The sequence below is a fragment of the Pseudomonas sp. PSE14 genome (genome assembly GCF_029203285.1).
In the GTDB taxonomy this organism is placed as follows: domain Bacteria; phylum Pseudomonadota; class Gammaproteobacteria; order Pseudomonadales; family Pseudomonadaceae; genus Pseudomonas.
Map to the genome: position 1 here is coordinate 3,785,168 of NZ_CP115669.1, position 23,928 is coordinate 3,809,095.

Genomic DNA, 23,928 nt, shown 5'->3' on the forward strand with positions numbered 1-23,928 from the left:
GGTTTGTCGCCAAACTGTAGGAGCGAGCTTGCTCGCGAACCATGGTCAATAACGCGCAGCGATATCCGCCGGCTCCACACCTGGAAAACATCCCAATAAGAAACGCCGCGACTCTCTTGAGAATCGCGGCGTTTTGGGGACGAGCAGACGACAGCAAATGCCAGACGCGAACCTGATCAGTAAACCGGCAACTCAATCCCTTCGAACAGCTCGTCGAGCTCGGTCTTGTTGTGGCACTGCACGGCCTTGGAGAGCAGGTCGCGGGTCAGGTGCGGGGCGAACTTCTCGATGAAGTCGCACATGAAACCGCGCAGGAAGGTGCCGCGACGGAAACCGATCTTGGTCACGCTGGATTCGAACAGGTGGCTGGCGTCGAGCATCACCAGGTCGCTGTCGAGCTTCGGATCAACCGCCATGTGAGCCACGATGCCCACGCCCAGGCCCAGGCGCACGTAGGTCTTGATCACGTCGGCGTCGGCGGCGGTGAACACCACCTTCGGCACCAGACCACGCTGGTTGAAGGCTTCGTCCAGCTTGGAACGACCGGTGAAACCGAACACGTAGGTGACGATGGGCTGTTCGGCCAGCAGTTCCAGGGTCAGCTTCGGCACCTTGGTCAGCGGGTGGCCCTGGGGCACGATCACGCAACGGTTCCAGCGGTAGCATGGCATCATGATCAGGTCACCGAACAGCTCCAGTGCCTCGGTGGCGATGGCGAAGTCGACGGTGCCGTCGGCGGCCATCTCGGCGATCTGCATCGGCGTGCCCTGGTGCATGTGCAGGGAGACGTCCGGATATTGCTTGATGAAGCCGCTGATCACACCCGGCAGTGCATAGCGCGCCTGGGTGTGGGTGGTGGCGATGGACAGGGTGCCCTTCTTCTCGTTGGAGAATTCCTGGGCGATCTGCTTGATGCTTTCGACCTTGCGCAGGATCTCGCCGGCGGTGTTGATGATGCGCTCGCCGGCCGGGGTGACGCGGGTGAGGTGCTTGCCGCTGCGGGCGAAGACTTCGACGCCCAGCTCGTCTTCCAGCAGGCGGATCTGCTTGCTGATGCCGGGCTGGGAGGTATACAGGCTTTGAGCAGTGGCCGAAACGTTCAGGTCGTGGTGCGCGACTTCCCAGATATAGCGCAGTTGCTGAAGCTTCATGGAATTTCCTCGGAAAGAATGTCGCGACCCGCGATCAGGGGCTTATGTTTTATAACCATATTAATGGTTTAAGGAATAAAACTAGACGTTTTTTTTAGCTCTGCATGCCATTCGTCTAAAGCCATACGGAAATTCCGGTCTTATCCGACGCATTGTCACACTGCGTTCAACGGTGCAGCAGCATCGGTACCAGGTACACCGGCACCTCCGCCAATTGCACCAGACGCCCCGCGGTGCGCCCCAGCGGCGTGTTCAGCCCCTCCCCGTGGCTGTGGCTGCCGGCGACGATCAGGTCCACCCCCAGACGCCGCGCCTCGTCGAGGATCACCATCGGCGGGTCCCCCTGGATGACCCGTACGGAGTGGATCAGCTCGGCATCCTGACGCAGCTCCCCCAGCTCGTCGCGGAACCCTTCCATCACGCGCTGCTCGATGCTGCCCATGACGTTGTGCAGGCCATTGGCGCGCATTTCGTTGAGGGTGTTCTCGTCCAGGTAGGTCTGCAGCACCGACTCGGCGAACAGTCCGAGCGGCTCCACGGCGTGCACCACGTACAACTGGACCCCATAGGCACGGGCCAGCGAGAGAGCATGCTGGAGGACATAAGGCGCGTAGAGGCCAAGGTCGGTAGCGTAAAGAATCGATCGGATCATGCGGCCTCCTCGACTGCCTGCGCGGCGGGCCTATCAGCAGCGTAGCAGCAGAACGCGCGGCGCTCCGCAGGGACCGACTGTCGCGGCCTGGCGGCTATCCGGCGGTCTGCTTTTCGTTGCTTACGCCGTGCGGCACATGCCCGGTGGCGACCACCTCGCGAGCCTTCTCGCAATGCCCCGCCTGGTCGTCGAAGAACACGTCGGCGGCGAAGGCTTCGAGGAACGCGGCCTTGTCCAGGCCACCGAGGAACAGCGACTCGTCGAGGCGGATATCCCATTCGCGCAGCGTGCGGATCACCCGCTCATGCGCCGGCGCCGAACGGGCGGTGACCAGCGCGGTGCGAATCGGGCAGGACTCCTGCGGGAACGCCTGCTGCACCCGGTTGAGCGCGGCGAGGAAGGGCTTGAACGGACCGCCGCCCAGGGGCTCGCGGGCGGACTCGCGCTCATGGGTCTGGAACGCCTCCAGCCCGCCCTGCTGGTAGACGCGCTCGGAAGCGTCGGAGAACAGCACCGCATCGCCATCGAAGGCGAAGCGCAGCTCCCCATTGCTCTCGCGCCGGGTCCCACCGGAAAGGATGGTGGCAGCAGCAAAACCGGCATCCAAGGCACTGCGTACGTCGTCGATATGGGTGGAGAGGAACAGGTGGCAGTTGAATGCTTTCAGGTAGGGATAGGGGCTGCGGCCACCGACGAAGGCGGCGCGGGAAATGCCCAGGCCGTAGTGCTGGATCGAGTTGAACACCCGCAGGCCGGTATCGGCGCTGTTGCGCGAAACCAGGATGACCTCCACCGGTGCGCTGTCCGAGTCGCCGTTGAGCGCCAGCAGCTTCTGCACCAGGGCGAAGGCATCGCCGGGCGGCAGCACTTCGTCCTCTCGGGCGATCTGGTACTGGCGATAGGCTTCAACGCCCTCGCGCTCATACACCTGGTGGCTCTCGCGCAGGTCGAACAGCGCCCGCGAGGAAATCGCCACCACCAGCTTATCGCCCAGTCCCTTCGCCATGTCGCTCTCCGAGGTATTGGCTCAATGAGCCTGGTTGCGCGCGTCGATGAAACGCAGGGCGCGGTAGAGCGCCTCGATTTTCGGCAGCTCGCGCCCGGCCTTGCGTGCAGCCTCCAGGGGCGCGGCGTAGATCGCGCCCAGCTCCAGCGGTCGATGCTGCGCGAAGTCGTGATACATGCTCGGCAGGTAATCCGGCATGGCGTCGGTCGAGGCCAGCATCGCGCCGACGATGTTCGGCGGCAGCGAATGCCCGCAAGCCTTCGCGCCGGCCACTACCTCCTCCATCAGCTCGGCCACCAGGGCGCGGCTGTCGGGGTTGTCCATGATCGCCCGGGTGCCGCTGTCGAGCAGTACCGAAAGACCGTTGTAGGGGATGTTCCACACCAGTTTCTGCCAGCGTGCATGTTCGAGGCTGGGCATGGCGTTGGAGCCCAGTTCGGCGCTGCGGAACAGCTCGACGCCCTCCTCGACGATGGCCAGGCGCTCCGGCTCACCCACTGCGGGGCCCGAGTGGTAACCGATGTTCACCGCGCCGAAAGCCTGGTGCTCGATGACACCCGGCGCGCTGCGGTGCACGCAGATGAAGCAGAGGCCACCCAGCAGATGCAGGTGGTCGGGCAGCAGCGCCCGCAGCTCGTCCTCGACCGCCAGGCCGTTCTGCAGCAGCAGGACCCTGGCGCCACGGGCGGCCGCCTGGGCGATCAGGGGCGCCAGGCTGGCATTGCTGGTGGTCTTGGCGCCGACCAGCAGCCAGTCGCAAGGCGGCATGCGCGCGGCGTCGTCATAGGCATTCACCGGTGCCAGGCTCAGCTCGCCGTAAACCTGGCTGTTCAGGCGCAGACCGTTCTCCACCACCGCCGGGTACTCGCTGCGCAGCAGGAAATGCACGTCGTGGCCGGCGCGGGCCAGCATCAGGCCATAGAAACCGCCGATGGCGCCGGTTCCAATGATGCCGATTCGCAGATTCATCAAGGCAACTCCTCAGCCGGGCGCGACAGGCCAGCGCGCAAGGCGTCGATCAGCGATTCTGGACGCAGGGCGGCATGGACCGGGCCGAGAAAATGACCGTCGCGCACCAGGAACATCGCCGGCAGGTGGAACACGCCATAGCGCGCCACCAACCCGCCGCTGCGACCGGCGTCGATCCAGCACAGGCGATCCACCGGGAGGCCGAACTCCGGCAGCTTCGCCCGCGCCCAGCGGCAGGAGGAGCAGCCCTCGCTGGTGAACACCAGCAGCGACACGCCCGGCAGGGAAAGCAGCCGGCGGTCGGCGTCCAGGTCGGTCAGCTCAAGGGCCGGCACTATACTCAAGTGGCCAATACTAGAAAGATTGCGGTCGGAGCATTCCGTCATGCGGCAGTTCCTGCGTCACCCCTGTGACCTTCCGGTTGAACTGGTCATTCGCAAGCAGACCTTCCTGCCGCGCCAGCGACTGCACAATATCAGCCTCGGCGGTGTGGCGTGCAACTCGCCACGGGGCTTTCGTCGCGGCACGTCCATCGAGCTGCGCATTCCCCTGCTGGGCGACTCGGCGCGCTACCCGGGCGTAGTGGCCTGGAGCCGCAAGCAGAACAGCGACTACATCGTCGGCATTGCCTTCATCGACGAAGACACGCTGTTCCGCGCCCGCATGGTCGAGCAGGTATGCCAGATAGAGCGCTACCGGCGGCAGCGCGAACAGGAGACGGGCGCCGCGCTGTCGTTCGAGGAACTCGCCCTGGAATGGATCGCGCACAACGCCCAGGACTTCCCATTGTTTTGCGCAGTCTGACGCCGCTCGCGCAGAAAGTCGCGCAAATGCCCGTGGTCCGGGCATTTTCCTGCCAAAGGCCATTGTCGAGCCAGCGTCGGACCGGTTAAGGTTCGGGTTCCCCTTAGCGAATATCTGCCTGCGCCCCATCGCACGGGGATTTCTGGCGGCCGGCACCCGTGACCTGATTGAGTACCACGATGGCTGATTTACAGATCGACGACCTTAACGTTGCCTCCAACGAGACCCTGATCACGCCGGAGCAGCTCAAGCGCGAAATCCCCCTGACCGACGCCGCCCTGCGCACCGTCGCCAACGGCCGCCAGGTCGTCCGCGACATCCTCGATGGCAAGGACCACCGCCTGTTCGTGGTGATCGGCCCCTGCTCGATCCACGACATCAAGGCCGCCCACGAATACGCCGAGCGCCTGAAGGTACTGGCCGCGGAGGTCTCCGATACCCTGTTCCTGGTGATGCGCGTGTACTTCGAAAAGCCGCGCACCACCGTGGGCTGGAAGGGGCTGATCAACGACCCCTACCTGGATGACTCCTTCAAGATCCAGGACGGCCTGCATATCGGCCGCCAGCTGCTGCGCGACCTCGCCGAGATGGGCCTGCCCACCGCCACCGAAGCGCTCGACCCGATCTCCCCGCAGTACCTGCAGGACCTGATCAGCTGGTCGGCCATCGGCGCGCGCACCACCGAATCCCAGACCCACCGCGAGATGGCCTCGGGCCTGTCCTCGGCGGTCGGCTTCAAGAACGGCACCGACGGCAGCCTGACCGTGGCGATCAACGCCCTGCAGTCGGTTTCCAGCCCGCACCGCTTCCTGGGTATCAACCAGGAAGGCGGCGTCTCCATCGTCACCACCAAGGGCAATGCCTACGGCCACGTGGTGCTGCGCGGCGGCAACGGCAAGCCGAACTACGATTCGGTCAGCGTCGCCCTGTGCGAACAGGAACTGACCAAGGCGAAGATCCCGCTGAACGTGATGGTCGACTGCAGCCACGCCAACTCCAACAAGGACCCGGCGCTGCAGCCGCTGGTGATGGACAACGTCGCCAACCAGATCGCCGAAGGCAACAACTCCATCGTCGGCCTGATGGTGGAAAGCCACCTGGGCTGGGGCAGCCAGCCGATCCCGAAAGATCTCTGCCAGCTGCAGTACGGTGTTTCCATCACCGACGCCTGCATCGACTGGGACACCACCGAGAAGGCCGTGCGCAGCATGCATGCCAAGCTCAAGGACGTCCTGCCCAAGCGTCAGCGCGGCTGAGGTTTGCGGTAATGAAAAAGCCGGGCCGATGCCCGGCTTTTTCGTGCCCAGGCATCCGCGCCTGCCATGAGGTGTTTTTGTAGGATGGCGTGGAGCGAAGCGATACCCATGATGGCGGATAACGCTTGAGGCGTTATCCGCCCTACAAGTTGATGGGGCGGGCATATGGCAAAGAAAAAGCCGGGCAATGAGCCCGGCTTTTTCATTTCTGCGATCCGCGAATCAGAGCGCGGTATCGGTATGGCGCTGGCGGCGTTCCAGGTAGCGCTCCACATAGGAGCACGACGGGATCACGCTGTAGCCCTTGCGCTCGGCGTACTGCAGGGCGTGCTCGGTCAGAGCAGCGGCGATGCCGCGGCCGCGCAGGGTATCCGGGACGAAGGTGCGGTAGATGTCGAGCGTCTGCTTGCCCAGATCCATATAGGCCAGATAGGCGCGATGGCCGTCCACCGTCGTGACGAACTGGTGGCTGGTTTCATCGTGATGGATGGACAACGACTCACTCACTTGCTCTCTCCTTCTGGGGCCTCACAACATGACCCGCACCTGATTGATCTTGTTCAGGCGGAGGAACATTTCCGCCGAGCCGGTCCCGATCAGGACAGTGATATAGGCTCGACCGTTCTCCACCTTGTGCAGCACACCCTGGTAATAGGCACCATCAAACGTGATGAACTGCAGGCGCTTGCCGGTGTACTGGGCAAGGCTGTCAACATTAACGAACTCATATTGCTGCGTTCTAGCTTCCGACTCAACCGTTTCTTCAGCCGAAACCTTTTGAAGGTCGTTTTCCGGCGTGATTTTGTGTTTAAGCGGATCGACCCAGGTAAAACCCAATTGGGTCACAGCCTCCTGGTTGACCAGAACGCTCGGTCGCAGCATCCCGATGACATCCTTGGGCTCGAAGAACTGTAGACCATCCCAGGCCATCCCCTCGCTGGGGGTCAGTTCGATGCGCAGCGAACGGGGATCGCTCAGGTAGCGGCCGTAGGCCTCGAGCACCGGCTTGTCGAGGGCGATGCGCTGCTGGCGCAGGGACTTGTCGAACTGCTCCAGCGACAGCGCCAGATAAGCCTTCTGATCGAGGCCGAGCTTGCTGCGGCAGAACTCGGTGACCCGGCGCTGGTACTGGTTGTCGTCCATCTCCACGGTGACCTGCGCGACCCGTGGCGGGTTCACGCGCATGTCGCCCGGACGCTCGGACACGTTGATCAGCGACATGCTCAGGCGCAAGTCCAGCATGTCGCGGGCGTCGTTGCGCAGGTTGAAGGTGAGCTTCTGCGCGCCGGGCTCGAAGCGGTAGGAGAACTCCAGGTCCGATTGCAGGGAGCGATAGCCCATCTGCAACAGTTCATCGACGCCGATATTACGGACGTTGCCGCAGACCACTTCGCTCATCGCGGTGAAGGCGCTCTTCTCGGCGGGTACGGCATACAACTGCTGCACGAACGGGCCGGCCACCTCCAGCTCCACGCCTTGCAGCTCCAGGGCCATCTGCTCGGGCAGCTTGCGCTCGGCCAGGCGCTCCTTGAAGCTCAGCAGCTCGCGCAAGCCGTTGAACTTCAACTGGGCATGGGCCACCTTGAGGCTGTCATGGGCCATGGGCACCCTGATCACGACGTTCTTGAGCCCGACCCGACCGTCGAAGGACGAGGAAATACCGCCGTAGCTGATCTCCATCATCGGCGACAGCTGCGCAATCGCATCATCGACGATGCTGCGCACGGACAGCCACAGCGACGCCTTGATGATCACGGCGACGGCGACCAGGGCCAGGAAGATCCATTTGACGAGTTTCGACATGCAGCAGTCCTTGCGAGAGCGGGAGGCATCACGGGCAATAGTGGCAGCTTAACAGCACTGTCGAACGCCCTCCACGACGGCCTCCCGGAAATGCGTACGACTCCCCACAAGCCCCGGATTCCGGGTGACTCACCGGTCAGCCAAAGTGCTTTACGCCCGCCTCCCCCGTCAGTATGTTCTGGCCCACTTCCAACCAAGGACTACCGCCATGAGTGAGCTGATCACCTACCAACTCGAAGACGGCATCGCCACCCTGACCCTGAACAACGGCAAGGTGAACGCGATCTCCCCCGCCGTCATCGAGGCCTTCAATCAGGCGCTGGATCAGGCGGAACAGGATCGGGCAGTGGTCATCGTCACCGGTCAGCCGGGCATTCTCTCCGGCGGCTACGACCTGAAGGTGATGACCTCCGGCCCGGAGAACGCCGTGAACCTGGTGGCCGCCGGTTCCACCCTGGCGCGCCGCATGCTCTCCCACCCCTACCCGGTCATCGTCGCCTGCACCGGCCATGCGGTGGCCAAGGGCGCTTTCATCCTGCTCTCGGCGGATTACCGCATCGGCGTCGACGGCCCCTTCCAGATCGGCCTGAACGAAGTCGCCATCGGCATGACCATGCACCACGTGGGCATCGAACTGGCCCGCGACCGCCTGCGCCGCTCGGCCTTCACCCGCTCGGTGATCAACGCCGAGATGTTCAACCCGCGCGATGCCGTGGACGCCGGTTTCCTCGACAAGGTGGTACCGGCCGAGCAACTGCAGGAGGCAGCCCTGGAAGCGGCACGCCACCTGAAGAAGCTCAACATGACCGCTCACCGCAACACTAAGCTGAAAGTGCGCAAGCAACTGCTGGAGACCCTCGACCGCTCCATCGAGCAGGACAAGCAGCACCTCGCCTGACCCCAAGCGAGAAAGAGCCCGGCCCCACGCCGGGCTTTTTTATGCCCGGGACTTTCATTGCGCCAGCCAACTGTTGCGTTTTTGTAAAAACTCATTAAGCCGAACTGCTATTTTTCAAAAATTATTGCGTATTAACCTATGGATGAACCCAAAGCAACACCATCGGAGGTGTTCATCATGAAACTCAAGGTTATCGCCGCAACCCTCTTCGCCGCTGCCACTGCCATCGCCGCCCAGGCCAGCTTCGCCGAGGAATCCCCGCTGATGCAGAACCGCATGCTCAACCTGACCCAGAGCGCTCAGCAACAACCAGCCGAGCAGGCAGCCAGCCACACCGTGGAAGCCACTGCCAAACAAGGCTGATACCGACCTCGCCAGCAGCAGGTGACATCATGCCCTCCAGCCCGATGCGAAAAGCCCGGCTTGCGGCCGGGCTTTTCGAGGGCGACAGGGCGGCGTCACTCAGCGGCGGCCACTCCCTTGCGGTAGACCTCGTAGACCACCACTGCGATGCCCAGATCGCCCAGGTAACGCTCCACCAACGGTTTCACATCCTTCCAGTCGAGCCCGCCCACACCGGTAGCCAGACAAGGCAGCGCCAGGCTGCTCACCCGTTCGCTCTGCAGGTAGCGGGCAAGTTCCTTCAGGCAGTGCCCGACATTCTCCAGTGTCGCCTTCGCCGGTCGCGCGCCGCGTCCGGAACCCTGCATGTCCTGGGTCAGCAGATTGGCGATGCATCGGGTGCCACCGTCCGCATCGACGCCCGACCAGACCCAGATCGAACCCGGCTCCGGCGCATCCGAATGGGCGGCGTGGCGATAGTCGCGCACCATCGACGGCCAGCGCTCGCGCAGTGCCAGCGCCAGGCCGGAGTCGAAGTGGTCCTGGGGTGCAATGCCGTGCGCGATGACCTGGGCCTTGCTGAGCAGAATGTCGCCTTCAACGTATCGAATCATAAAGCGTTCCTTGTGTTCGGAATGTCCGTGGCAGCGTTGCGCTACCCCCTGATTTCCACGTTACGCCCGGCGGCCTCCCCATTTTTGACGCGGGTCAAACGCCCATGAACGCTGTCCAGCTCTCGGAAACTTCCGAGTACTCCGCCCGCACTCCACGGCGGCATGCACCCCGGCCCGCCATCAATTTCCCTGATACTCGAAAGCAACCGGCTTCGTTATTCAACGGGCAGGACGACGGCGACACTGAGCCATCGCTTCCCGCCACCCGAGCCATCACCATGAATCGCCAGGCCCATCGCTACGCTCGCAACGGCGCCCTCGCCGCCCTGGGGCTCTACACCATGGTGATCCTGGTGGTCATGGCGCTGGCTGCCGGCTACGACAGCGTCCGTCGCGCACCGGTGGACAATGTCGACAGGGCCGGGCTCTTCACCCGCATCAACCAGGCGCTGCCCGTGGCACTGCAAGGCCTGCAGAGCGCCCTGAATCCCCACTCCTGATGCCTTTTGGCTGGCGCAGCCGGCGAGCTTGTCCAACACTGTCCGCGTGAGAGTCTGCGTCGCGGGACGAACTGTCCCGCGCGCCAGCCAGTTGCGGGGGGTTCACCATGGGCCGTGTCATCGCATCCGCCGTCTACAGCAAAGGCCGCAAGGTCTCCGATATTCCCCTGGAGGACGGTTACCGCTGGGCTTGCCAGCCCGACCATTTTGTCTGGACGGGGTTACAGGAGCCGACACCGGAAGAAATGTTCAACCTGCAGCGGCAGTTCAACCTGCACGAACTGGCCGTCTCCGACGCCCTGGAAAAGCACAGCCGACCGAAGCTGGAGACCTTTGGCGACGCGCTGTTCATGGTGATCTATTCGCCAATCCGTGCTGACAGCCGATTGATGTTCGTGGAAACCCACCTGTTCGCCGGCGTCGGCTACATCATCAGCGCCCGCCACGGCTTCTCGCAGTCTTACTCTCAGGTGCGCCAGCGCTGCGAGGCTCGGCCGTTGCTGCTGGCCCACGGCACCGACTTCGTGCTCTATGCCCTGCTGGACTTCGTAGTCAGCAACTACGAGCCGGTGGTGGAAGCCATCCGCGGAGAAATCGAGGAAGTCGAGCAGCAGGTACTGCGCAAATCGCTGACCCAGGAGCAGATCGAGAAGATCTACGGCCTGCGCCGCGAGGTGCTCAAGCTCAAGCACTATGCCGCGCCCATGGTGGAGATCTGCCAGGAACTGCAGCGCCTGGACTTCCCCTTCATCGACAAACAGATGCGCCCCTATTTCCGAGACGTGGCGATCCATGTGAATCGCCTGCTGGAAGATCTCACCACCCTGCGCGACGTGGCCACCCAGACTATCGAGGTCGGGCTGGCGCTGGAGTCTTCACGGCAGAGCGTGGTGCAGCGCAAGTTCGCTGCCTGGGCGGCGATCCTCGCCTTTCCCACGGCGGTGGCCGGCATCTACGGGATGAATTTCGAATACATCCCGGAGCTGCATTGGCACTACGGCTACTTCCTGATCATGGGGCTGCTGGTGCTGGGGTGCGTCGGGCTGTACATCAGCTTCAAGCAGGCGGAGTGGCTCTAGCCGACGACGCATGGACGTTGTACGCCGTTTGCCCGTGATCTCAGGGCACTCCGCTCTCGATCCCGGCGCCGACCACGAACCAAGGTGTATCGGCGTACAACCGCGAGCGGTCGTACGCCCTACGCCCCGGGAAAACGAAAACGCCGCTCGAAGGAGCGGCGTTTTCATGGGGCACGGCGGGAATCAGGCGGCGTTCTGCTTCTTCTCGCGGCCCTGCTGCACGAAGCGCATCATCCACTCGCCCACCACAGTGCCCTGGTGCGGGCGCGCGAGGCTGTCGATACCGGACTGGAACACCGGCTCGCTGAAGACGTGCTTGCGCAGTTCCAGGATGGCCTGGGAGTAGTCGCTCTGGAACTCGGGGTGGCCCTGGAAGCACAGAACCTGGTCACCGATGGCGTAGGCCGCGTTCGGGCAGAAGTCACTGGAAGCGATACGGCGCGCGCCATGGGGCAGCTCGGTGACCTGGTCCTGGTGGCTGACCAGCAGGGTCAGGCCATCGCCCAGCGACGGGCTCATCCACTCCGGCTGTTCCTCGATGCGGTAGTCGTGGATGCCCACGCCCCAGCCCTGATCCGCACGCTCGGCCTTGCCGCCGAGGACCAGCGCCAGCAGCTGGTGGCCGAAGCACACGCCCAGCAGCTTGTCACCGCGCTCATAGAGCTTCAGCACGTAGTCCTTGAGGGTCTGGATCCAGGGATCAGTGCCAAACGAGTCCGCCTTGCTGCCTGTCACCAGGTACGCGTCGAACTTCTCATCTTCGGGCGGATAATGCCCTTCCACCACGTTGTAGACCTTGAACTCGGCCGGAACGGGTTGCTTGGCGAACAGTTGCTGGAACATCCAGCCATAGCCTTTGTACTGGTCGATCAGCTCGGGGCGGAGGATGTCGGTTTCCAGAATGCAGATGTGCAACGACATGCAGGGGTGATTCCTGGGGGGTTAGCGGCTGATAAGAATGGTTATCCTGGCACTGATGGAACGCGCGTGAAAATTACGCCCTATTTTTTCACCACGCAAGATACCGTGGCCGATTCTTGCGTAGGAATTTCAGGGGAAATACCGGAAAAACCGACTTCCTTCAATTGCACGGACGCACAGGGGTGACGGCCGGTTGGCAAGGATTCAGCTCAGGGACAGCGCTCGCAGGATCGAGTTCGCGTCCAGCACCTGGGCATATTCGCCTTGCAGGTTGGCCAGGGACATGGCGTGGACCTCCTCCGCGTTGCGCAGCACGCCGTTGAAATCGCGCTTGTCGAAGGCGAAGCAGGCGTCTGCCACGACCTGCGTGACGAAGCCCAGGTTGCCCGCCGAACGCGCCGTGGCCTCCACCGAGTTGTTGGTGCTGACGCCACAGATCACCACCGAGTCGATGCCGCGCACCCGCAGCCAACGCTCCAGGCCGCTATTGATGAAGGCATCAGGGACGTTCTTCTCCAGCACCTGTTCGTGGTCCAGCGGTGCCAGCTCCGGCTGGAACTCCGCCCCCGGTTGCCCCGGCCAGAATGGCGAGCCCGGTGTACGGGAGATGTGCCGCACGTGAACCACCGGCCAGCCGGCCTGGCGCCAGGCTGCCAGCAACTCACCGATACGCTGTTCGGCCTGCGGGTTGTTGCGCGGCTCAGGGCTTTCGCGCATGCCTTGCTGCTGGTCGATGATCAACAGGGCGGGAACGGTCATCGGTGCGGTCCTTGCGAGTCGGAAGGCCCCATCCTACGGCTTGCACCGGCAAGAAAAAACCGGCCACCAGGGCCGGTTTTGTGAAGTGACGACTTGTAGGAGCGAGCGTGCTCGGGAACGGCCCCGCAGCGGGGGTGGTTCGCGAGCAAGCTCGCTCCTACACGTACGCTCAGAACTGCTCGTTGCGCGCCGCCTTCTCCAATAGCAGCGCCGGCGGCAGGAAGCGCTCGCCGTACTGCTCGGCCAGGTACTCGGCGCGGGCGATGAAGTCCTTCAGGCCGTACTGGTTGATGAACTGCAGCGCGCCGCCGCTCCAGGCCGCGAAGCCGATGCCGAAGATCGAACCGATGTTGGCGTCAGCGGTGGAGGTCAGCACGCCCTCCTCCACGCAGCGTACCGTCTCGATGGCCTGCACGAAGAGGATGCGGTCGCGCACGTCCTCGGCGGAAATCTGTGCGTCAGCCTTCTCGAAGCGCTGCTTCAGCTCCGGCCACAAGTGCTTCTTGCCATTGGCGGGATAGTCGTAGAAACCGGCGCCAGCGGCTTTGCCCGGGCGTTTGTACTCGTTGACCATCAGATCCACCACGGCGAAGGCCGGGTGCTTGGGCAGTTGCTTGCCTTCGGCCTCCAGGTCCTTGCGGGTCTGCTCGCGGATGTGGCTCATCAGGCTCAAGGACACTTCGTCGCTGATCGCCAGCGGGCCTACCGGCATGCCAGCCTGGCGCGCCTGGTTCTCGATCATCGCCGCCGACACGCCCTCGCCCAGCATGGCCAGGCCTTCGTTGGTGAAGGTGCCGAACACACGGGAGGTGAAGAAGCCACGGCTGTCGTGGACGACGATCGGGGTCTTCTTGATCTGCAGGACGTAGTCGAAGGCGCGGGCCAGGGTGGCATCGTCAGTCTTCTCGCCACGGATGATCTCCACCAGCGGCATCTTGTCCACCGGGCTGAAGAAGTGCAGGCCGATGAATTTCTGCGGCTGCGCCACGGCTTCGGCCAGGCCGGTGATCGGCAGGGTCGAGGTGTTGGAGGCGATCACCGCGTCCGGCAGCGCGGCGGACTCCGCAGCGGCGCTGACCTTCGCTTTCAAGCCACGGTCCTCGAACACGGCTTCGATGATCAGGTCGCAACCTTCGAAGTCGGAATCATTGGCGGTGGGTTTGATCCGTGCGAGGAAGGCATCGCGCTTCTCGGCGGTCATCTGGCCCTTGCCCAATTTCTTGTCCAGCAGCCCGGCCGAGTAGGCCTTGCCCTTCTGGGCCGCTTCGAGGGAAACGTCCTTGAGCACCACCTCGATACCGGCGGCGGCCGAGACGTAGGCGATGCCCGCGCCCATCATGCCGGCGCCGATGACGCCGACCTTCTTCGTCAGGGTCACGGGATAGCCCTGCGGACGGGACTTGCCGGCGTTGATCTCGTTGAGCTGGAACCAGAAGGTACCAATCATGTTCTTCGCCACCTGGCCGGTGGTGAGCTCGGTGAAGTAGCGCGCCTCGATCAGTTGCGCGGTGTCGAAGTCCACCTGCGCGCCTTCGACGGCGGCGCACATGATCTTCTCAGGCGCCGGGAAGCAGCCCTTGGTCTTGTCGCGCAGCACGGACGGCGCAATCGCCAGCATCTGCGCCACGTTCGGACTTGCCGGCGTGCCGCCGGGGATCTTGTAGCCGGCGGTGTCCCACGGCTGCTTGGCGGCCGGGTTGGCGGCGATCCACTCGCGGGCCTTGGCCAGCATGTCTTCCCGGCTGGAGGCCAATTGGTGGATCAGGCCGGCCTTGAGCGCCTGTTCCGGGCGCACTTTCTTGCCTTCGGCCAGGTACGGCAGGGCCTTCTCCAGACCGAGCAGGCGCACCATGCGCACGACCCCGCCGCCGCCGGGCAGCAGGCCCAGGGTGACTTCCGGCAGACCGAGCTGGACGTGGCTTTCGTCCAGAGCGATGCGGTGGTGGCAGGCCAGGCAGATTTCCCAGCCGCCGCCCAGGGCCGCGCCGTTGATGGCGGCGACCACGGGTTTGCCGAGGGTTTCCAGGCGACGCAGCTGGCCCTTGAGGACCAGGATGCCGTCATAGAAAGCCTGGGCATCGAGCTGGGTGACTTTGATCAGTTCGTTGAGGTCGCCGCCGGCGAAGAAGGTCTTCTTCGCGGAGGTGATCACCACGCCGGCGATCGAATCCTTCTCGGCTTCCAGGCGCGCCACGGTGGCGGCCATGGCCTCGCGGTACGCACCGTTCATGGTGTTGGCGCTCTGGCCGGGCATGTCCATGGTCAGGACGACGATGTTGTCCTGGCCTTTTTCAAAGCGGATGGCGTCGGTCATTTTTATTCTCCGGCCTCAAACCCTTTCGATAATCGTCGCGATGCCCATGCCGCCGCCCACGCAGAGGGTGGCCAGGCCGTAGCGCAGGTTGCGCCGCTCCAGCTCGTCCAGCAGTGTGCCGAGGATCATGCAGCCGGTGGCGCCCAGCGGGTGGCCCATGGCGATGGAGCCGCCGTTGACGTTGACCTTGCTCTCGGGCACGCCCATGTCCTTCATGAACTTCATCACTACCGAGGCGAAGGCTTCGTTCACCTCATAAAGGTCGATGTCCTCGGCCTTGAGGCCCGCCTTGGCCAGCGCCTTGCGGGTGGCCGGCGCAGGGCCGGTGAGCATGATGGTCGGGTCGGTGCTGGTCACCGCGGTGGCGACGATGCGCCCGCGCGCCTTCAGGCCCAGCTCGCGGCCCTTGGCTTCGGAGCCGATGAGCATGGCGGCGGCGCCGTCGACGATGCCGGAGCTGTTGCCCGGCGTGTGCACGTGCTCGATGCGCTCGACGAAGCTGTATTTGCGCAGCGCGGTAGCGTCGAAACCCATCTGCCCCATCATCTCGAAGCTGGGCTTGAGCGCACCAAGGCCTTCGAGGGTGGAGTCGCCGCGGATGAATTCATCGTGGTCGAGCAGAACGATGCCGTTCTGGTCGGTCACCGGCACCAGGGACCTGCCGAACAGTCCTTCGGCGCGGGCCTTGGCGGCCTTCTGCTGGGAGCGCAGGGCGAAGGCATCCACATCGGCGCGGCTGAAGCCCTCCAGGGTGGCGATCAGGTCGGCGCCGATGCCCTGGGGCACGAAGCTGGTGTGCAGGTTGGTTTCCGGGTCCAGCGCCCAGGGACCGCCGTCGGAGCCCATGGGCACGCGGGACATGGATTCCACGCCGCCGACCACCACCAGGTCCTCGAAGCCCGAGCGCACCTTCATGGCGCCCAGGTTGACCGCTTCCAGGCCCGAGGCGCAGAAGCGGTTGATCTGCACGCCGGCAACCTGCTCGTCCCAGTCGGCCACCAGCGCGGCGGTCTTGGCGATGTCCGCACCCTGGTCGCCCACCGGGGTCACGCAGCCCAGGACGATGTCGTCGACCTGGGCGGTATCGAGCTGGTTGCGCTGTTGCAACGCGCGCAGGACGCCGGCCATCAGGTTGACCGGCTTGACGCTGTGCAGCGCGCCGTCCTTCTTGCCTTTGCCGCGGGGAGTACGCACCGCGTCGTAAATGAATGCTTCGGTCATGGCGTTCTCTCTTAGAGTTGTCGTCACGCAGGCGTGGCGTGTCGGCCTACCTTAGCGGCGTGGCGGACACCGACAATGACCGCAGCGCTCAGGCGCATTGACCGTCACGCTCAACCTCCGACCGGCGGCCCTGGGGTCGGAGGCTCTGGAAAAGGCCTGCGCAAGAAGCCGGACAAACGGTCGATCTGCGGGCCAGAGCTGTCACACCGGGGTCATATAGATGGAATATGCCTGGAACTGCAGGATTTGTTGCCAGATGGTCTAAGCCCACGCCGCACTAGGCTTAGACTCCATTTTGCAGACACTGCGAAAAGTGCCGCTGCCGGGTTTTGCCGGGGCGGTCAGAAGCCAGGGCGCAGTCTCCACTGCCGACAGGCCGTGAGTGCGGATCGGAACCGCGCCAACAACAAGAAAGGCGGAAGGCCATGATGGATCATCAACAATCAAGAAAATGGCGTCAGGCTAGCCTGATCGTCTTTGCCACCACAGTGGTGCTGATCATCCCCAATCTGAGTCGTCTGGTCGGCTAGGGACAACAAACCGGCGATCCCGTTGCTGCGCACCGCGTGCCGCCACTCGCGAGCCACGGTCAACGCAGCGCGGGAGTCACCTCCTCTCTTCTGCTATGGTTCGGCGGCCCTCTCCGTTCACGGAACCGAACCTCCATGCGCCCACTGCTGCTGTCCTTGCTTCTGCTCTGCCCCACGACTTTCGCCGCCACCCTGACCCTGGAACTGCCCACTGGCCAGCACCGCCTGAGCACCGAACAGTTGCTGGCCAACCCCAAGGCGCAGGACATCGAGATTCCCGCTGACGTCTCCTACAACCGCACCATGCATTACCGCGCGGTGCCCCTGGCCGCGCTGCTGGAGGGCGTGAAGTCCAGCGACCACCTTCAAGCCGTGGCGCTGGATGGTTTCGCCGCCGAACTGCCGGCCGCGCCGCTGCTGGCGAGCCAGGGCTCGCGCGCCTGGCTGGCCATCGAGGAGCCGAACAAGCCCTGGCCGGAGCTGGCCGCCGGCAAGCCCTCGGCCGGCCCGTTCTACCTGGTCTGGACCGACCCCAAGGTCGCTGGCATCGGGCCCGAGCAGTGGCCCTTCCAGGTCGCCAGCATCCGCTACCTGAAGCCGCTGGCCGAACGCTTCCCCGCCCTGCTGCCGGCCAAGGACGCGTCGAAGCAGGTGCGCTCGGGCTTCGCCCAGTTCCAGAAGAACTGCCTGGCCTGCCACCGCCTCAATGGCGCCGGCGACTCGCAGTTCGGCCCGGACCTGAACGTGCCGCACAACCCGACCGAGTACTTCGCCAGCGGCTATCTGAAGCAGTACATCCGCGACCCGCAGAGCCTTCGGCACTGGCCGGAAGCGCGGATGAAAGGCTTCGCGCCGGAAGTGATCAGCGACCAGGAGCTGGATCAGATCGTGGCTTACCTCAAGCACATGGCAGGGCGGAAGGTGAAGGCCGGAGCTGATCGGCAAGGTCGGTGCGGCGACGGTTCGCGAGCAAGCTCACTCCTACCTGAAATATCGTGCCAGGGCTAACCCTCTCCCCCGCCCTGGCTGCGCGCCCCGCTCCGAAGGGAGAGGGAGCTATCCGTGCCGGCTGACGCTAAAGTTTCAGCCGGCGCCAAACCAGTCCCCTCTCCCTTCAGGGAGAGGGTTAGGGAGAGGGCAATCCAGGCACGGACTCTCAGAGAAAGACAGTTGCTCCTACGAAAGCACGCGGAGTGGCGGAGGTCCGCTCGCGCCCCCGCCCGAACACCGAGCGTCAGTGCCAGTAATCCCCCGGCGGCGCCGGCAGTTCGCCCAGCAACTGCCGCAACCCTGCGCCCCATTGCCCGCGGATGCCCTCGAAGTACGGGTCGCCCTCCTGGATGCGGTACCCCGCCGGCACCTGCAGGCTGCCCTCGCGGTACACCAGCAGGTCCAGCGGCATGCCCACCGAAAGGTTGCTGCGGATGGTCGAGTCGAAGCTGATCAGCGCACAGCGCAGGGCCTGCTCCAGCGGGGTGGCGTAGCTCATGGCGCGGTCGATGATCGGCTTGCCGTACTTGCTCTCGCCGATCTGGAAGTACGGCGTGTCGCGGGTGGATTCGATGAAGTTGCCCTGCGGGTAGACGTTGAACAGGCGCGGCACTTCTTCGCCGATCTGCCCGCCGACCAGGAAGGAGCTGCCCAGGTCGACCCCCTGGTTCTGCCCGATGTTCTCGTCGTGGTCGACCACCTCGCGCAGCGTCGAGCCCACCAGCCGGGCTGCCTCGAACAGATTCTCGACATTGCCCAGGTTCGCCTCGTCGCTGCCCATGCGCTGGCGCAGCACGCTGATCACCGACTGCGAGGTAGCCAGGTTGCCGGCGCTCTGCACCACGATCAGGCGCTCGCCGGGCGTGCCGAAGATATGCAGCTTGCGGAATACGGCGATGTTGTCGACGCCAGCGTTGGTGCGCGAATCGGAAACGAAGACCAGGCCCTGGGCAAGGTTCATGGCGACGCAATAGGTCATAGCGGTCTCATGACTGTCTTTTTGGCGGAGGGAACTGGCACCGATCTTATGCCGGTGCCGGTCCGCGCGCCACGCATCCTCACTGCTGCGCCTGCTGCATCTGTTGCAGGTGCCCCGGCGCCACGGTGACGCGGGCGTGCATCTGCTCGCCGCCGCCGCCCCGACGCATGCCGCGCACCGGGCAGGCGTCGAGGTAGTCCAGGCCGACGGCCAGTTTCAGGTGGCGCTCCGGGCGATCCAGCACGTTGGTCACGTCGAAGCTGTACCAGGCGTCATCCAACCAGGCTTCGGCCCAGGCGTGGCTGGCCAGGTGCTCCTCGGCGTCGGTGTAGAGGTAACCGGAGACATAGCGCGCCGGCACGCCCAGGTGACGCAGGCAGGCGAGGAAGGCGTGGGCATGGTCCTGGCAGACGCCCTGCCCCGCGGCGAAGGCTTCGGCGGCGGTGCTGTCGACCTGGGTCGAGCCGGGCACGTAGACGATGCGCTCGTGCAACGCCTGCATCAGCTTGATCATTGCCTTGCGGTCGCGCTGTTCCGCGCACTGGGCGCGGGCGAATTCCTGCAGCGCACCGTCGGCCAGGGTCAGGCGGGTGCTGCGCAGAAAGGGCAGCGGCGACAGGTGATCGTGCTCACGTTCGTTCTCCACGTCGATCTCCACGTGGCCATGGGCGGCGATGACGATGGCTTCGTGGGGCTCGTCCAGGGTCAGTACGTGGAGGATGTTGCCGTAGGCATCGCGCTGCGGATGTGCCGGGCGCGGCAGGTGCAACTGCCAGTCGAGCACGTGCTGGCGTTCACTTTCCTGCGGGGTCAGGCGCAGGTACTGGATGCTCGCGCGCACCTGGTCTTCGTAGCGGTAGGTGGTGTCATGGCGGATGGAGAGTTTCATGCGGCCTCCAGGTACGAGCTGTGAATGGCGTTGGCGAGCTGGCGTACCAGCCCAATGTGATCAGTGATCCAGGGATGCAGGCCGCTGCCCAGCACCTCGTCGATGCCGGTATAGCGCACCCGCGCCTCCAGCTCGGCGGCCAGGCGCTGGGCCGGGCGGCCGTTGGCGCCGGGCAGGCTGGCGAGGATCTGGCGCAGCTCCTCGGCGCAGGCCAGCAGCGAACGCGGCACGTCCTCGCGCAGCAGCAGGAGTTCGGCGATGTTCCGTACGTTGAGCGCATCGCGGTAAAGCTCGGTGTAACCCTCGAAGGCCGACAGCGCGCGCAGCAGCGCCGTCCATTGGTAGTAGCCGCGCGCCGAACCCTCGGCCGGGCCGGCGCCGCGCTCGCCCAGCACCTGCTGGCGCGCATCGAGCAGGCGCAGGGTGTTGTCGGCGCGCTCAATGTAGGTGCCCAGGCGGATGAAGTGAAAGGCGTCGTTGCGCATGCTGGTGCCGAGGGTGGCACCGCGGAACAGGTGGGAGCGGTCCTTCACCCATTCGCAGAAGTGACTGATGCCGTAGCGCAGCAGACCCTGTTGGGCGATGTCGCGCATCTCCAGCCAGGTAGCGTTGATGTTCTCCCACATGTCGGTGGTGATGCGCCCGCGCACCGCATGGGCGCCGGCGCGTGCGGCGCCGAAGCAGGAGTAGATGCTCGCCGGATTCTGCGCATCCAGGGCAAAGAAATTCAGCATGCGCTCGGCGTGCAGCTCGCCGTGTCGGGCGAGGTAGGCGTCGAGGTTGCCGGTGATCTGCAGCGGCATGGCCAGTTCCTCCAGGCCATTGCCACGGTCGTCCTGGGGCATCAGCGACAGCGAGTAGGACACGTCGAGCATGCGCGCGAGGTTCTCGGCACGCTCCAGGTAGCGCGACATCCAGTACAGGTCGGAAGCGGTACGGCTCAGCATGATGCGGTGTGTCCTTACAGTTAATGGCGAACCACGTTGGTGATGGGGGCCTGCCAGGCTAGACGCGGGACGCCGGTGATGGTCGTCCCCTCACCTAGTTCCGCAACGACGCATGGCAGGCTCACAGCGCCAACCCGCAGGGCTGTGCCCCAAAAGGCGCAAGCTGGCAAAACTCCTGTTTCATCGGTATTCACTGAAACCTCCTTCTCATCTGCGCCTTGCGTCTTTTGGGGCGCAGCGGGGTCGTCATTAACTGTGAGGACGCACCGCCTACTCCACCACCCAGGTGTCCTTGGTACCGCCGCCCTGCGACGAGTTGACCACCAGTGAGCCTTCGCGCAGCGCCACGCGGGTCAGGCCGCCGGGCACCAGGCGCACGTTGTCCGGCGCGGACAGCACGAAGGGCCGCAGATCGATGTGGCGCGGCGCAATGCCGTTCTCGACGAAGGTCGGACAGGTCGACAGGCTCAGCGTTGGCTGTGCGATGTAGGCCTCCGGACGCGCCATCAGCCGCGCACGGAAGGCTTCGATCTCGGCCGTGCTCGACGCCGGGCCGACCAGCATGCCGTAGCCGCCGGAACCCTGGGCTTCCTTGACCACCAGTTCGGGCAGGTGCGCCAGCACGTGGGACAGGTCCTGCGGGCGGCGGCATTGCCAGGTCGGCACGTTGTGCAGGATGGGTTCCTGGTCCAGGTAGAAACGGATCATCTCCGGCACGTAGGGGTAGATGGACTTGTCGTCGGCCACGCCGGTGCCGATGGCGTTGGCCAGCACCACGTTGCCGGCGCGGTAGGCGGCCAGCAGGCCGGGCACGCCGAGCATGGAGTCGGGGTTGAAGGCCAGCGGGTCGAGGAAGTCGTCGTCCACCCGGCGGTAGATCACATCCACCGGCATCGGGCCGGCGGTGGTACGCATGTAGACGCGCTCGTCGCGGACGAACAGGTCGGCGCCCTCCACCAGCTCCACGCCCATTTCGCGAGCGAGGAAGGCATGTTCGAAATAGGCGCTGTTGAAGCGGCCGGGCGTCAGCACCACCACACAGGGCTGCTCCACTTGGCTGGCCTGGCGCAGGGTGTCGAGCAACAGGTTCGGGTAGTGGTCGATGGGCGCGATGCGCTGGGCGCCGAACAGTTCGGGGAACAGGCGCATCATCATCTTGCGGTTCTCCAGCATGTAGGAGACGCCGCTGGGGGTACGCAGGTTGTCTTCGAGGACGTAGTAGGCGCCGTTGCCATCGCGCACCAGGTCGATGCCGGCGATGTGCGCGTAGACGTTGCCGGGCACGTCCAGGCCCTGCATGGCCAGTTGGTACTGGTCGTTGGCCAGGACCTGCTCGGGCGGGATCAGGCCTTCCTTGAGGATGCGCTGGTCGTGGTAAAGGTCGGCGAGGAACAGGTTGAGCGCCTGCACGCGCTGGATGCAGCCGGACTCGATGGTCTTCCACTCGCTGGCGGGGATGCTGCGCGGGATGGTGTCGAAGGGAATCAGGCGTTCGGTGCCCTGGTCGTCGCCGTAGAGGGTGAAGGTGATCCCGGCGCGATAGAACAGCAGGTCGGCCTCGCGACGACGCTGTTGCAGCTGTTCTCCGGGCATGTCCGCCAGCCAGCGGGCGAACTCCGTGTAGTGCGGTCGGCAGGCGCCAGCGGCGTCATGCATTTCGTCATAGAACACCCGAGCCATCTTCTACTCCTTGCTGCCGCTTGTCCTCGGTTGGGAAGACCATCGCAAGGCCCGTGCCAGAGGTCGATTTCCTTTTGATTCAACGGTTTGCAAAGACCAACCGAACGCCTCGCACCCCCTTGGTGCGCTTTGTCGGCCGGTGCGTCCCGGCACGCCCCGTTTGGGGCCGCAAAGGCCAACGGGCGGGGCTTTGCAGGGCGCAGGGGGCTTTCTTGTCAGTCTCTGGGGCCGGAACTACGCTGCAAGAGCCCCCTCCCGATAGGGCACATCGCTATCAACCAGATGCCGACCTTACGGCGCGGTTCGGCCGCAGAGGCTCCGACAACGAAGAACAACAGGAGTCGATTCATGTCATCAGTGCAATTGTCTTCAGGGAAACTCGCGGCGCTGGCCTTCGCCGGCATCAGCCTGCTCAGCAGCGCCTCCCTCCAGGCCGCCGAGGCGCTCAAGCAACTGGGCCAGCCCGAAGGCGCCCTCGACATCATCGCCTGGCCCGGCTATATCGAACGCGGCGAGAGTGACAAGAACTACGACTGGGTGACCCAGTTCGAGAAGGACACCGGCTGCAAGGTCAACGTGAAGACCGCCGCCACTTCCGACGAGATGGTCAGCCTGATGGCCAAGGGCGGCTACGATCTGGTCACCGCCTCGGGCGATGCCTCGCTGCGCCTGGTTTATGGCAAGCGCGTGCAGCCGATCAACATCGCCCTGGTCCCCAACTGGAAAAACGTCGATCCGCGCCTGCAGAACGCGCCGTGGCACACGGTGGACGGCACGCACTACGGCACGCCCTACCAGTGGGGCCCGAACGTGCTGATGTACAACACCAAGGTATTCCCCAAGGCGCCGCTGAGCTGGAGCGTGGTGTTCAGCGAGCAGAAGCTGCCCGACGGCAAGAGCAACAAGGGCCGCGTGCAGGCCTACGACGGACCGATCTACATCGCCGACGCCGCCCTGTACCTGAAGACCACCAACCCTGCCCTCGGCATCCAGGACCCCTACGAACTCAACGAGGAACAGTACGCCGCCACCCTCAAGCTGCTGCGCGACCAGCAGAAGCTGATCCACCGCTACTGGCATGACGCGACGGTGCAGATGAGCGACTTCAAGAACGAGGGCGTGGCCGCCTCCGGCTCCTGGCCGTACCAGGTCAACGCACTGGTGGGCGAGAAGCAGCCGATCGAATCGACCATCCCGGTCGAAGGGGTGACCGGCTGGGCCGACACCACCATGATGCACGTCGACGCCAAGCACCCGACCTGCGCCTACAAGTGGCTGAACTGGTCGCTGGAGCCCAAGGTGCAGGGCGACGTGGCCGCCTGGTTCGGCTCGGTACCCGCCTCCCCCGCCGGCTGCACCGGCAGCCAGTTGCTCGGCCCGCAGGGCTGCGCCACCAATGGCTACGACCAGTTCGACCGCATCGCCTTCTGGAAGACCCCGCAGGCCAAGTGCGCCCAGGGGCAGTGCGTGCCGTACAGTCGCTGGACGCAGGACTACATTGCGATCATGGGCGGGAGGTGACGCCCGCTCGCGCAGTTACCGACCTGTAGGAGCGAGCTTGCTCGCTCCTACGAAGAGCCCTCACCTTTCCCGCACGCCGCCAAGCACCCTCGCCCCCATGCGC

General features: G+C 64.5%; 24 protein-coding genes. 8 read left to right on the forward strand and 16 right to left on the reverse strand.

What is annotated here, in order from left to right:
* Positions 1-176: 176 nt before the first annotated feature.
* From cysB to O6P39_RS17255, 5 genes are all read right to left on the reverse strand, one after another.
* A complete protein-coding gene (gene cysB, locus O6P39_RS17235) occupies positions 177-1,151 on the reverse strand; it encodes an HTH-type transcriptional regulator CysB (protein WP_207887173.1) in 975 nt (324 codons plus the stop codon).
* A 166-nt stretch (positions 1,152-1,317) separates the two neighbouring features.
* Positions 1,318-1,803 carry a universal stress protein gene (locus O6P39_RS17240; RefSeq protein ID WP_152222560.1) on the reverse strand — a complete coding sequence of 162 codons (486 nt, stop codon included), beginning with the start codon at positions 1,801-1,803 and terminating at the stop codon, positions 1,318-1,320.
* Between the two features lie 94 nt (positions 1,804-1,897).
* On the reverse strand, positions 1,898-2,809 hold the full coding sequence (locus O6P39_RS17245; RefSeq protein WP_275607700.1) for a 5'-nucleotidase: 912 nt from the start codon (positions 2,807-2,809) through the stop codon (positions 1,898-1,900).
* A 21-nt stretch (positions 2,810-2,830) separates the two neighbouring features.
* Positions 2,831-3,778 (reverse strand): putative 2-dehydropantoate 2-reductase, encoded by a 948-nt coding sequence (locus O6P39_RS17250; protein WP_275607701.1) that lies wholly within the window; start codon positions 3,776-3,778, stop codon positions 2,831-2,833.
* Positions 3,778-4,164 (reverse strand): thioredoxin, encoded by a 387-nt coding sequence (locus O6P39_RS17255; RefSeq protein ID WP_275607702.1) that lies wholly within the window; start codon positions 4,162-4,164, stop codon positions 3,778-3,780. The genes O6P39_RS17250 and O6P39_RS17255 overlap by 1 nt, the downstream gene beginning before the upstream one ends.
* Here O6P39_RS17255 and O6P39_RS17260 point away from each other — a divergent pair.
* A complete protein-coding gene (locus tag O6P39_RS17260) occupies positions 4,163-4,582 on the forward strand; it encodes a PilZ domain-containing protein (RefSeq protein WP_275607703.1) in 420 nt (139 codons plus the stop codon). The two genes, O6P39_RS17255 and O6P39_RS17260, sit on opposite strands and share 2 nt — an antisense overlap.
* A 179-nt stretch (positions 4,583-4,761) precedes the next feature.
* Entirely contained in the window at positions 4,762-5,838 is a 1,077-nt protein-coding gene (locus tag O6P39_RS17265) for a 3-deoxy-7-phosphoheptulonate synthase (protein ID WP_275607704.1), read from the forward strand.
* A gap of 222 nt (positions 5,839-6,060) precedes the next feature.
* Here O6P39_RS17265 and O6P39_RS17270 read toward each other — a convergent pair whose 3' ends face one another.
* Together O6P39_RS17270 and O6P39_RS17275 are read right to left on the reverse strand one after the other, a co-directional pair.
* Complete coding sequence (locus tag O6P39_RS17270; RefSeq protein WP_152222548.1) at positions 6,061-6,345, reverse strand: GNAT family N-acetyltransferase; 285 nt, start codon at positions 6,343-6,345, stop codon at positions 6,061-6,063.
* Positions 6,346-6,366: 21 nt separating this feature from the next.
* Positions 6,367-7,641: a hypothetical protein gene (locus O6P39_RS17275; RefSeq protein WP_275607705.1), complete on the reverse strand. Its 1,275-nt coding sequence runs from the start codon at positions 7,639-7,641 to the stop codon at positions 6,367-6,369.
* Between the two features lie 208 nt (positions 7,642-7,849).
* Between O6P39_RS17275 and O6P39_RS17280 the strand changes: the two genes are divergently transcribed.
* A complete protein-coding gene (locus O6P39_RS17280) occupies positions 7,850-8,539 on the forward strand; it encodes a crotonase/enoyl-CoA hydratase family protein (RefSeq protein ID WP_275607706.1) in 690 nt (229 codons plus the stop codon).
* A 177-nt stretch (positions 8,540-8,716) separates the two neighbouring features.
* On the forward strand, positions 8,717-8,902 hold the full coding sequence (locus tag O6P39_RS17285; RefSeq protein ID WP_275607707.1) for a hypothetical protein: 186 nt from the start codon (positions 8,717-8,719) through the stop codon (positions 8,900-8,902).
* Between the two features lie 95 nt (positions 8,903-8,997).
* Here O6P39_RS17285 and O6P39_RS17290 read toward each other — a convergent pair whose 3' ends face one another.
* The gene (locus O6P39_RS17290) at positions 8,998-9,495 is read right to left on the reverse strand and encodes a macro domain-containing protein (RefSeq protein ID WP_275607708.1); all 498 of its coding nucleotides are present in this window, start codon (positions 9,493-9,495) and stop codon (positions 8,998-9,000) included.
* A 278-nt stretch (positions 9,496-9,773) separates the two neighbouring features.
* Between O6P39_RS17290 and O6P39_RS17295 the strand changes: the two genes are divergently transcribed.
* Together O6P39_RS17295 and O6P39_RS17300 are read left to right on the forward strand one after the other, a co-directional pair.
* Positions 9,774-9,995, forward strand: coding sequence for a hypothetical protein (locus O6P39_RS17295; protein WP_275607709.1), 222 nt, complete (start codon positions 9,774-9,776; stop codon positions 9,993-9,995).
* Between the two features lie 107 nt (positions 9,996-10,102).
* Positions 10,103-11,074, forward strand: coding sequence for a magnesium and cobalt transport protein CorA (locus O6P39_RS17300; protein WP_275607710.1), 972 nt, complete (start codon positions 10,103-10,105; stop codon positions 11,072-11,074).
* Between the two features lie 183 nt (positions 11,075-11,257).
* Here the strand turns inward: O6P39_RS17300 and O6P39_RS17305 are convergent, their stop codons facing one another.
* The 4 genes from O6P39_RS17305 to O6P39_RS17320 form a co-directional block, all read right to left on the reverse strand.
* Entirely contained in the window at positions 11,258-11,995 is a 738-nt protein-coding gene (locus O6P39_RS17305) for an amidotransferase (RefSeq protein ID WP_275607711.1), read from the reverse strand.
* A gap of 204 nt (positions 11,996-12,199) precedes the next feature.
* Complete coding sequence (locus tag O6P39_RS17310; RefSeq protein WP_275607712.1) at positions 12,200-12,754, reverse strand: cysteine hydrolase family protein; 555 nt, start codon at positions 12,752-12,754, stop codon at positions 12,200-12,202.
* 169 nt (positions 12,755-12,923) lie between these two features.
* Entirely contained in the window at positions 12,924-15,068 is a 2,145-nt protein-coding gene (locus O6P39_RS17315; protein WP_275607713.1) for a 3-hydroxyacyl-CoA dehydrogenase NAD-binding domain-containing protein, read from the reverse strand.
* Positions 15,069-15,083: 15 nt separating this feature from the next.
* Positions 15,084-16,289 carry an acetyl-CoA C-acetyltransferase gene (locus O6P39_RS17320; protein ID WP_275607714.1) on the reverse strand — a complete coding sequence of 402 codons (1,206 nt, stop codon included), beginning with the start codon at positions 16,287-16,289 and terminating at the stop codon, positions 15,084-15,086.
* 665 nt (positions 16,290-16,954) lie between these two features.
* Here O6P39_RS17320 and O6P39_RS17325 point away from each other — a divergent pair.
* Positions 16,955-17,827, forward strand: a complete 873-nt coding sequence (locus O6P39_RS17325) for a cytochrome c (protein WP_275607715.1) — start codon at positions 16,955-16,957, stop codon at positions 17,825-17,827.
* 226 nt (positions 17,828-18,053) lie between these two features.
* Here the strand turns inward: O6P39_RS17325 and O6P39_RS17330 are convergent, their stop codons facing one another.
* From O6P39_RS17330 to O6P39_RS17345, 4 genes are all read right to left on the reverse strand, one after another.
* Entirely contained in the window at positions 18,054-18,788 is a 735-nt protein-coding gene (locus O6P39_RS17330) for a proteasome-type protease (protein WP_275607716.1), read from the reverse strand.
* Between the two features lie 79 nt (positions 18,789-18,867).
* Positions 18,868-19,677: a transglutaminase family protein gene (locus O6P39_RS17335; protein ID WP_275607717.1), complete on the reverse strand. Its 810-nt coding sequence runs from the start codon at positions 19,675-19,677 to the stop codon at positions 18,868-18,870.
* Positions 19,674-20,624, reverse strand: a complete 951-nt coding sequence (locus tag O6P39_RS17340; RefSeq protein WP_275607718.1) for an alpha-E domain-containing protein — start codon at positions 20,622-20,624, stop codon at positions 19,674-19,676. Before O6P39_RS17340 ends, O6P39_RS17335 begins: the two co-directional genes overlap by 4 nt.
* 270 nt (positions 20,625-20,894) lie before the next feature.
* Positions 20,895-22,304 (reverse strand): circularly permuted type 2 ATP-grasp protein, encoded by a 1,410-nt coding sequence (locus O6P39_RS17345; RefSeq protein WP_275607719.1) that lies wholly within the window; start codon positions 22,302-22,304, stop codon positions 20,895-20,897.
* A 348-nt stretch (positions 22,305-22,652) separates the two neighbouring features.
* On the opposite strand from O6P39_RS17345, the gene ydcS reads away from it, so the two are divergent.
* Positions 22,653-23,825: a putative ABC transporter substrate-binding protein YdcS gene (ydcS, locus tag O6P39_RS17350; protein WP_275607720.1), complete on the forward strand. Its 1,173-nt coding sequence runs from the start codon at positions 22,653-22,655 to the stop codon at positions 23,823-23,825.
* The last annotated feature ends 103 nt before the right edge of the window (positions 23,826-23,928 follow it).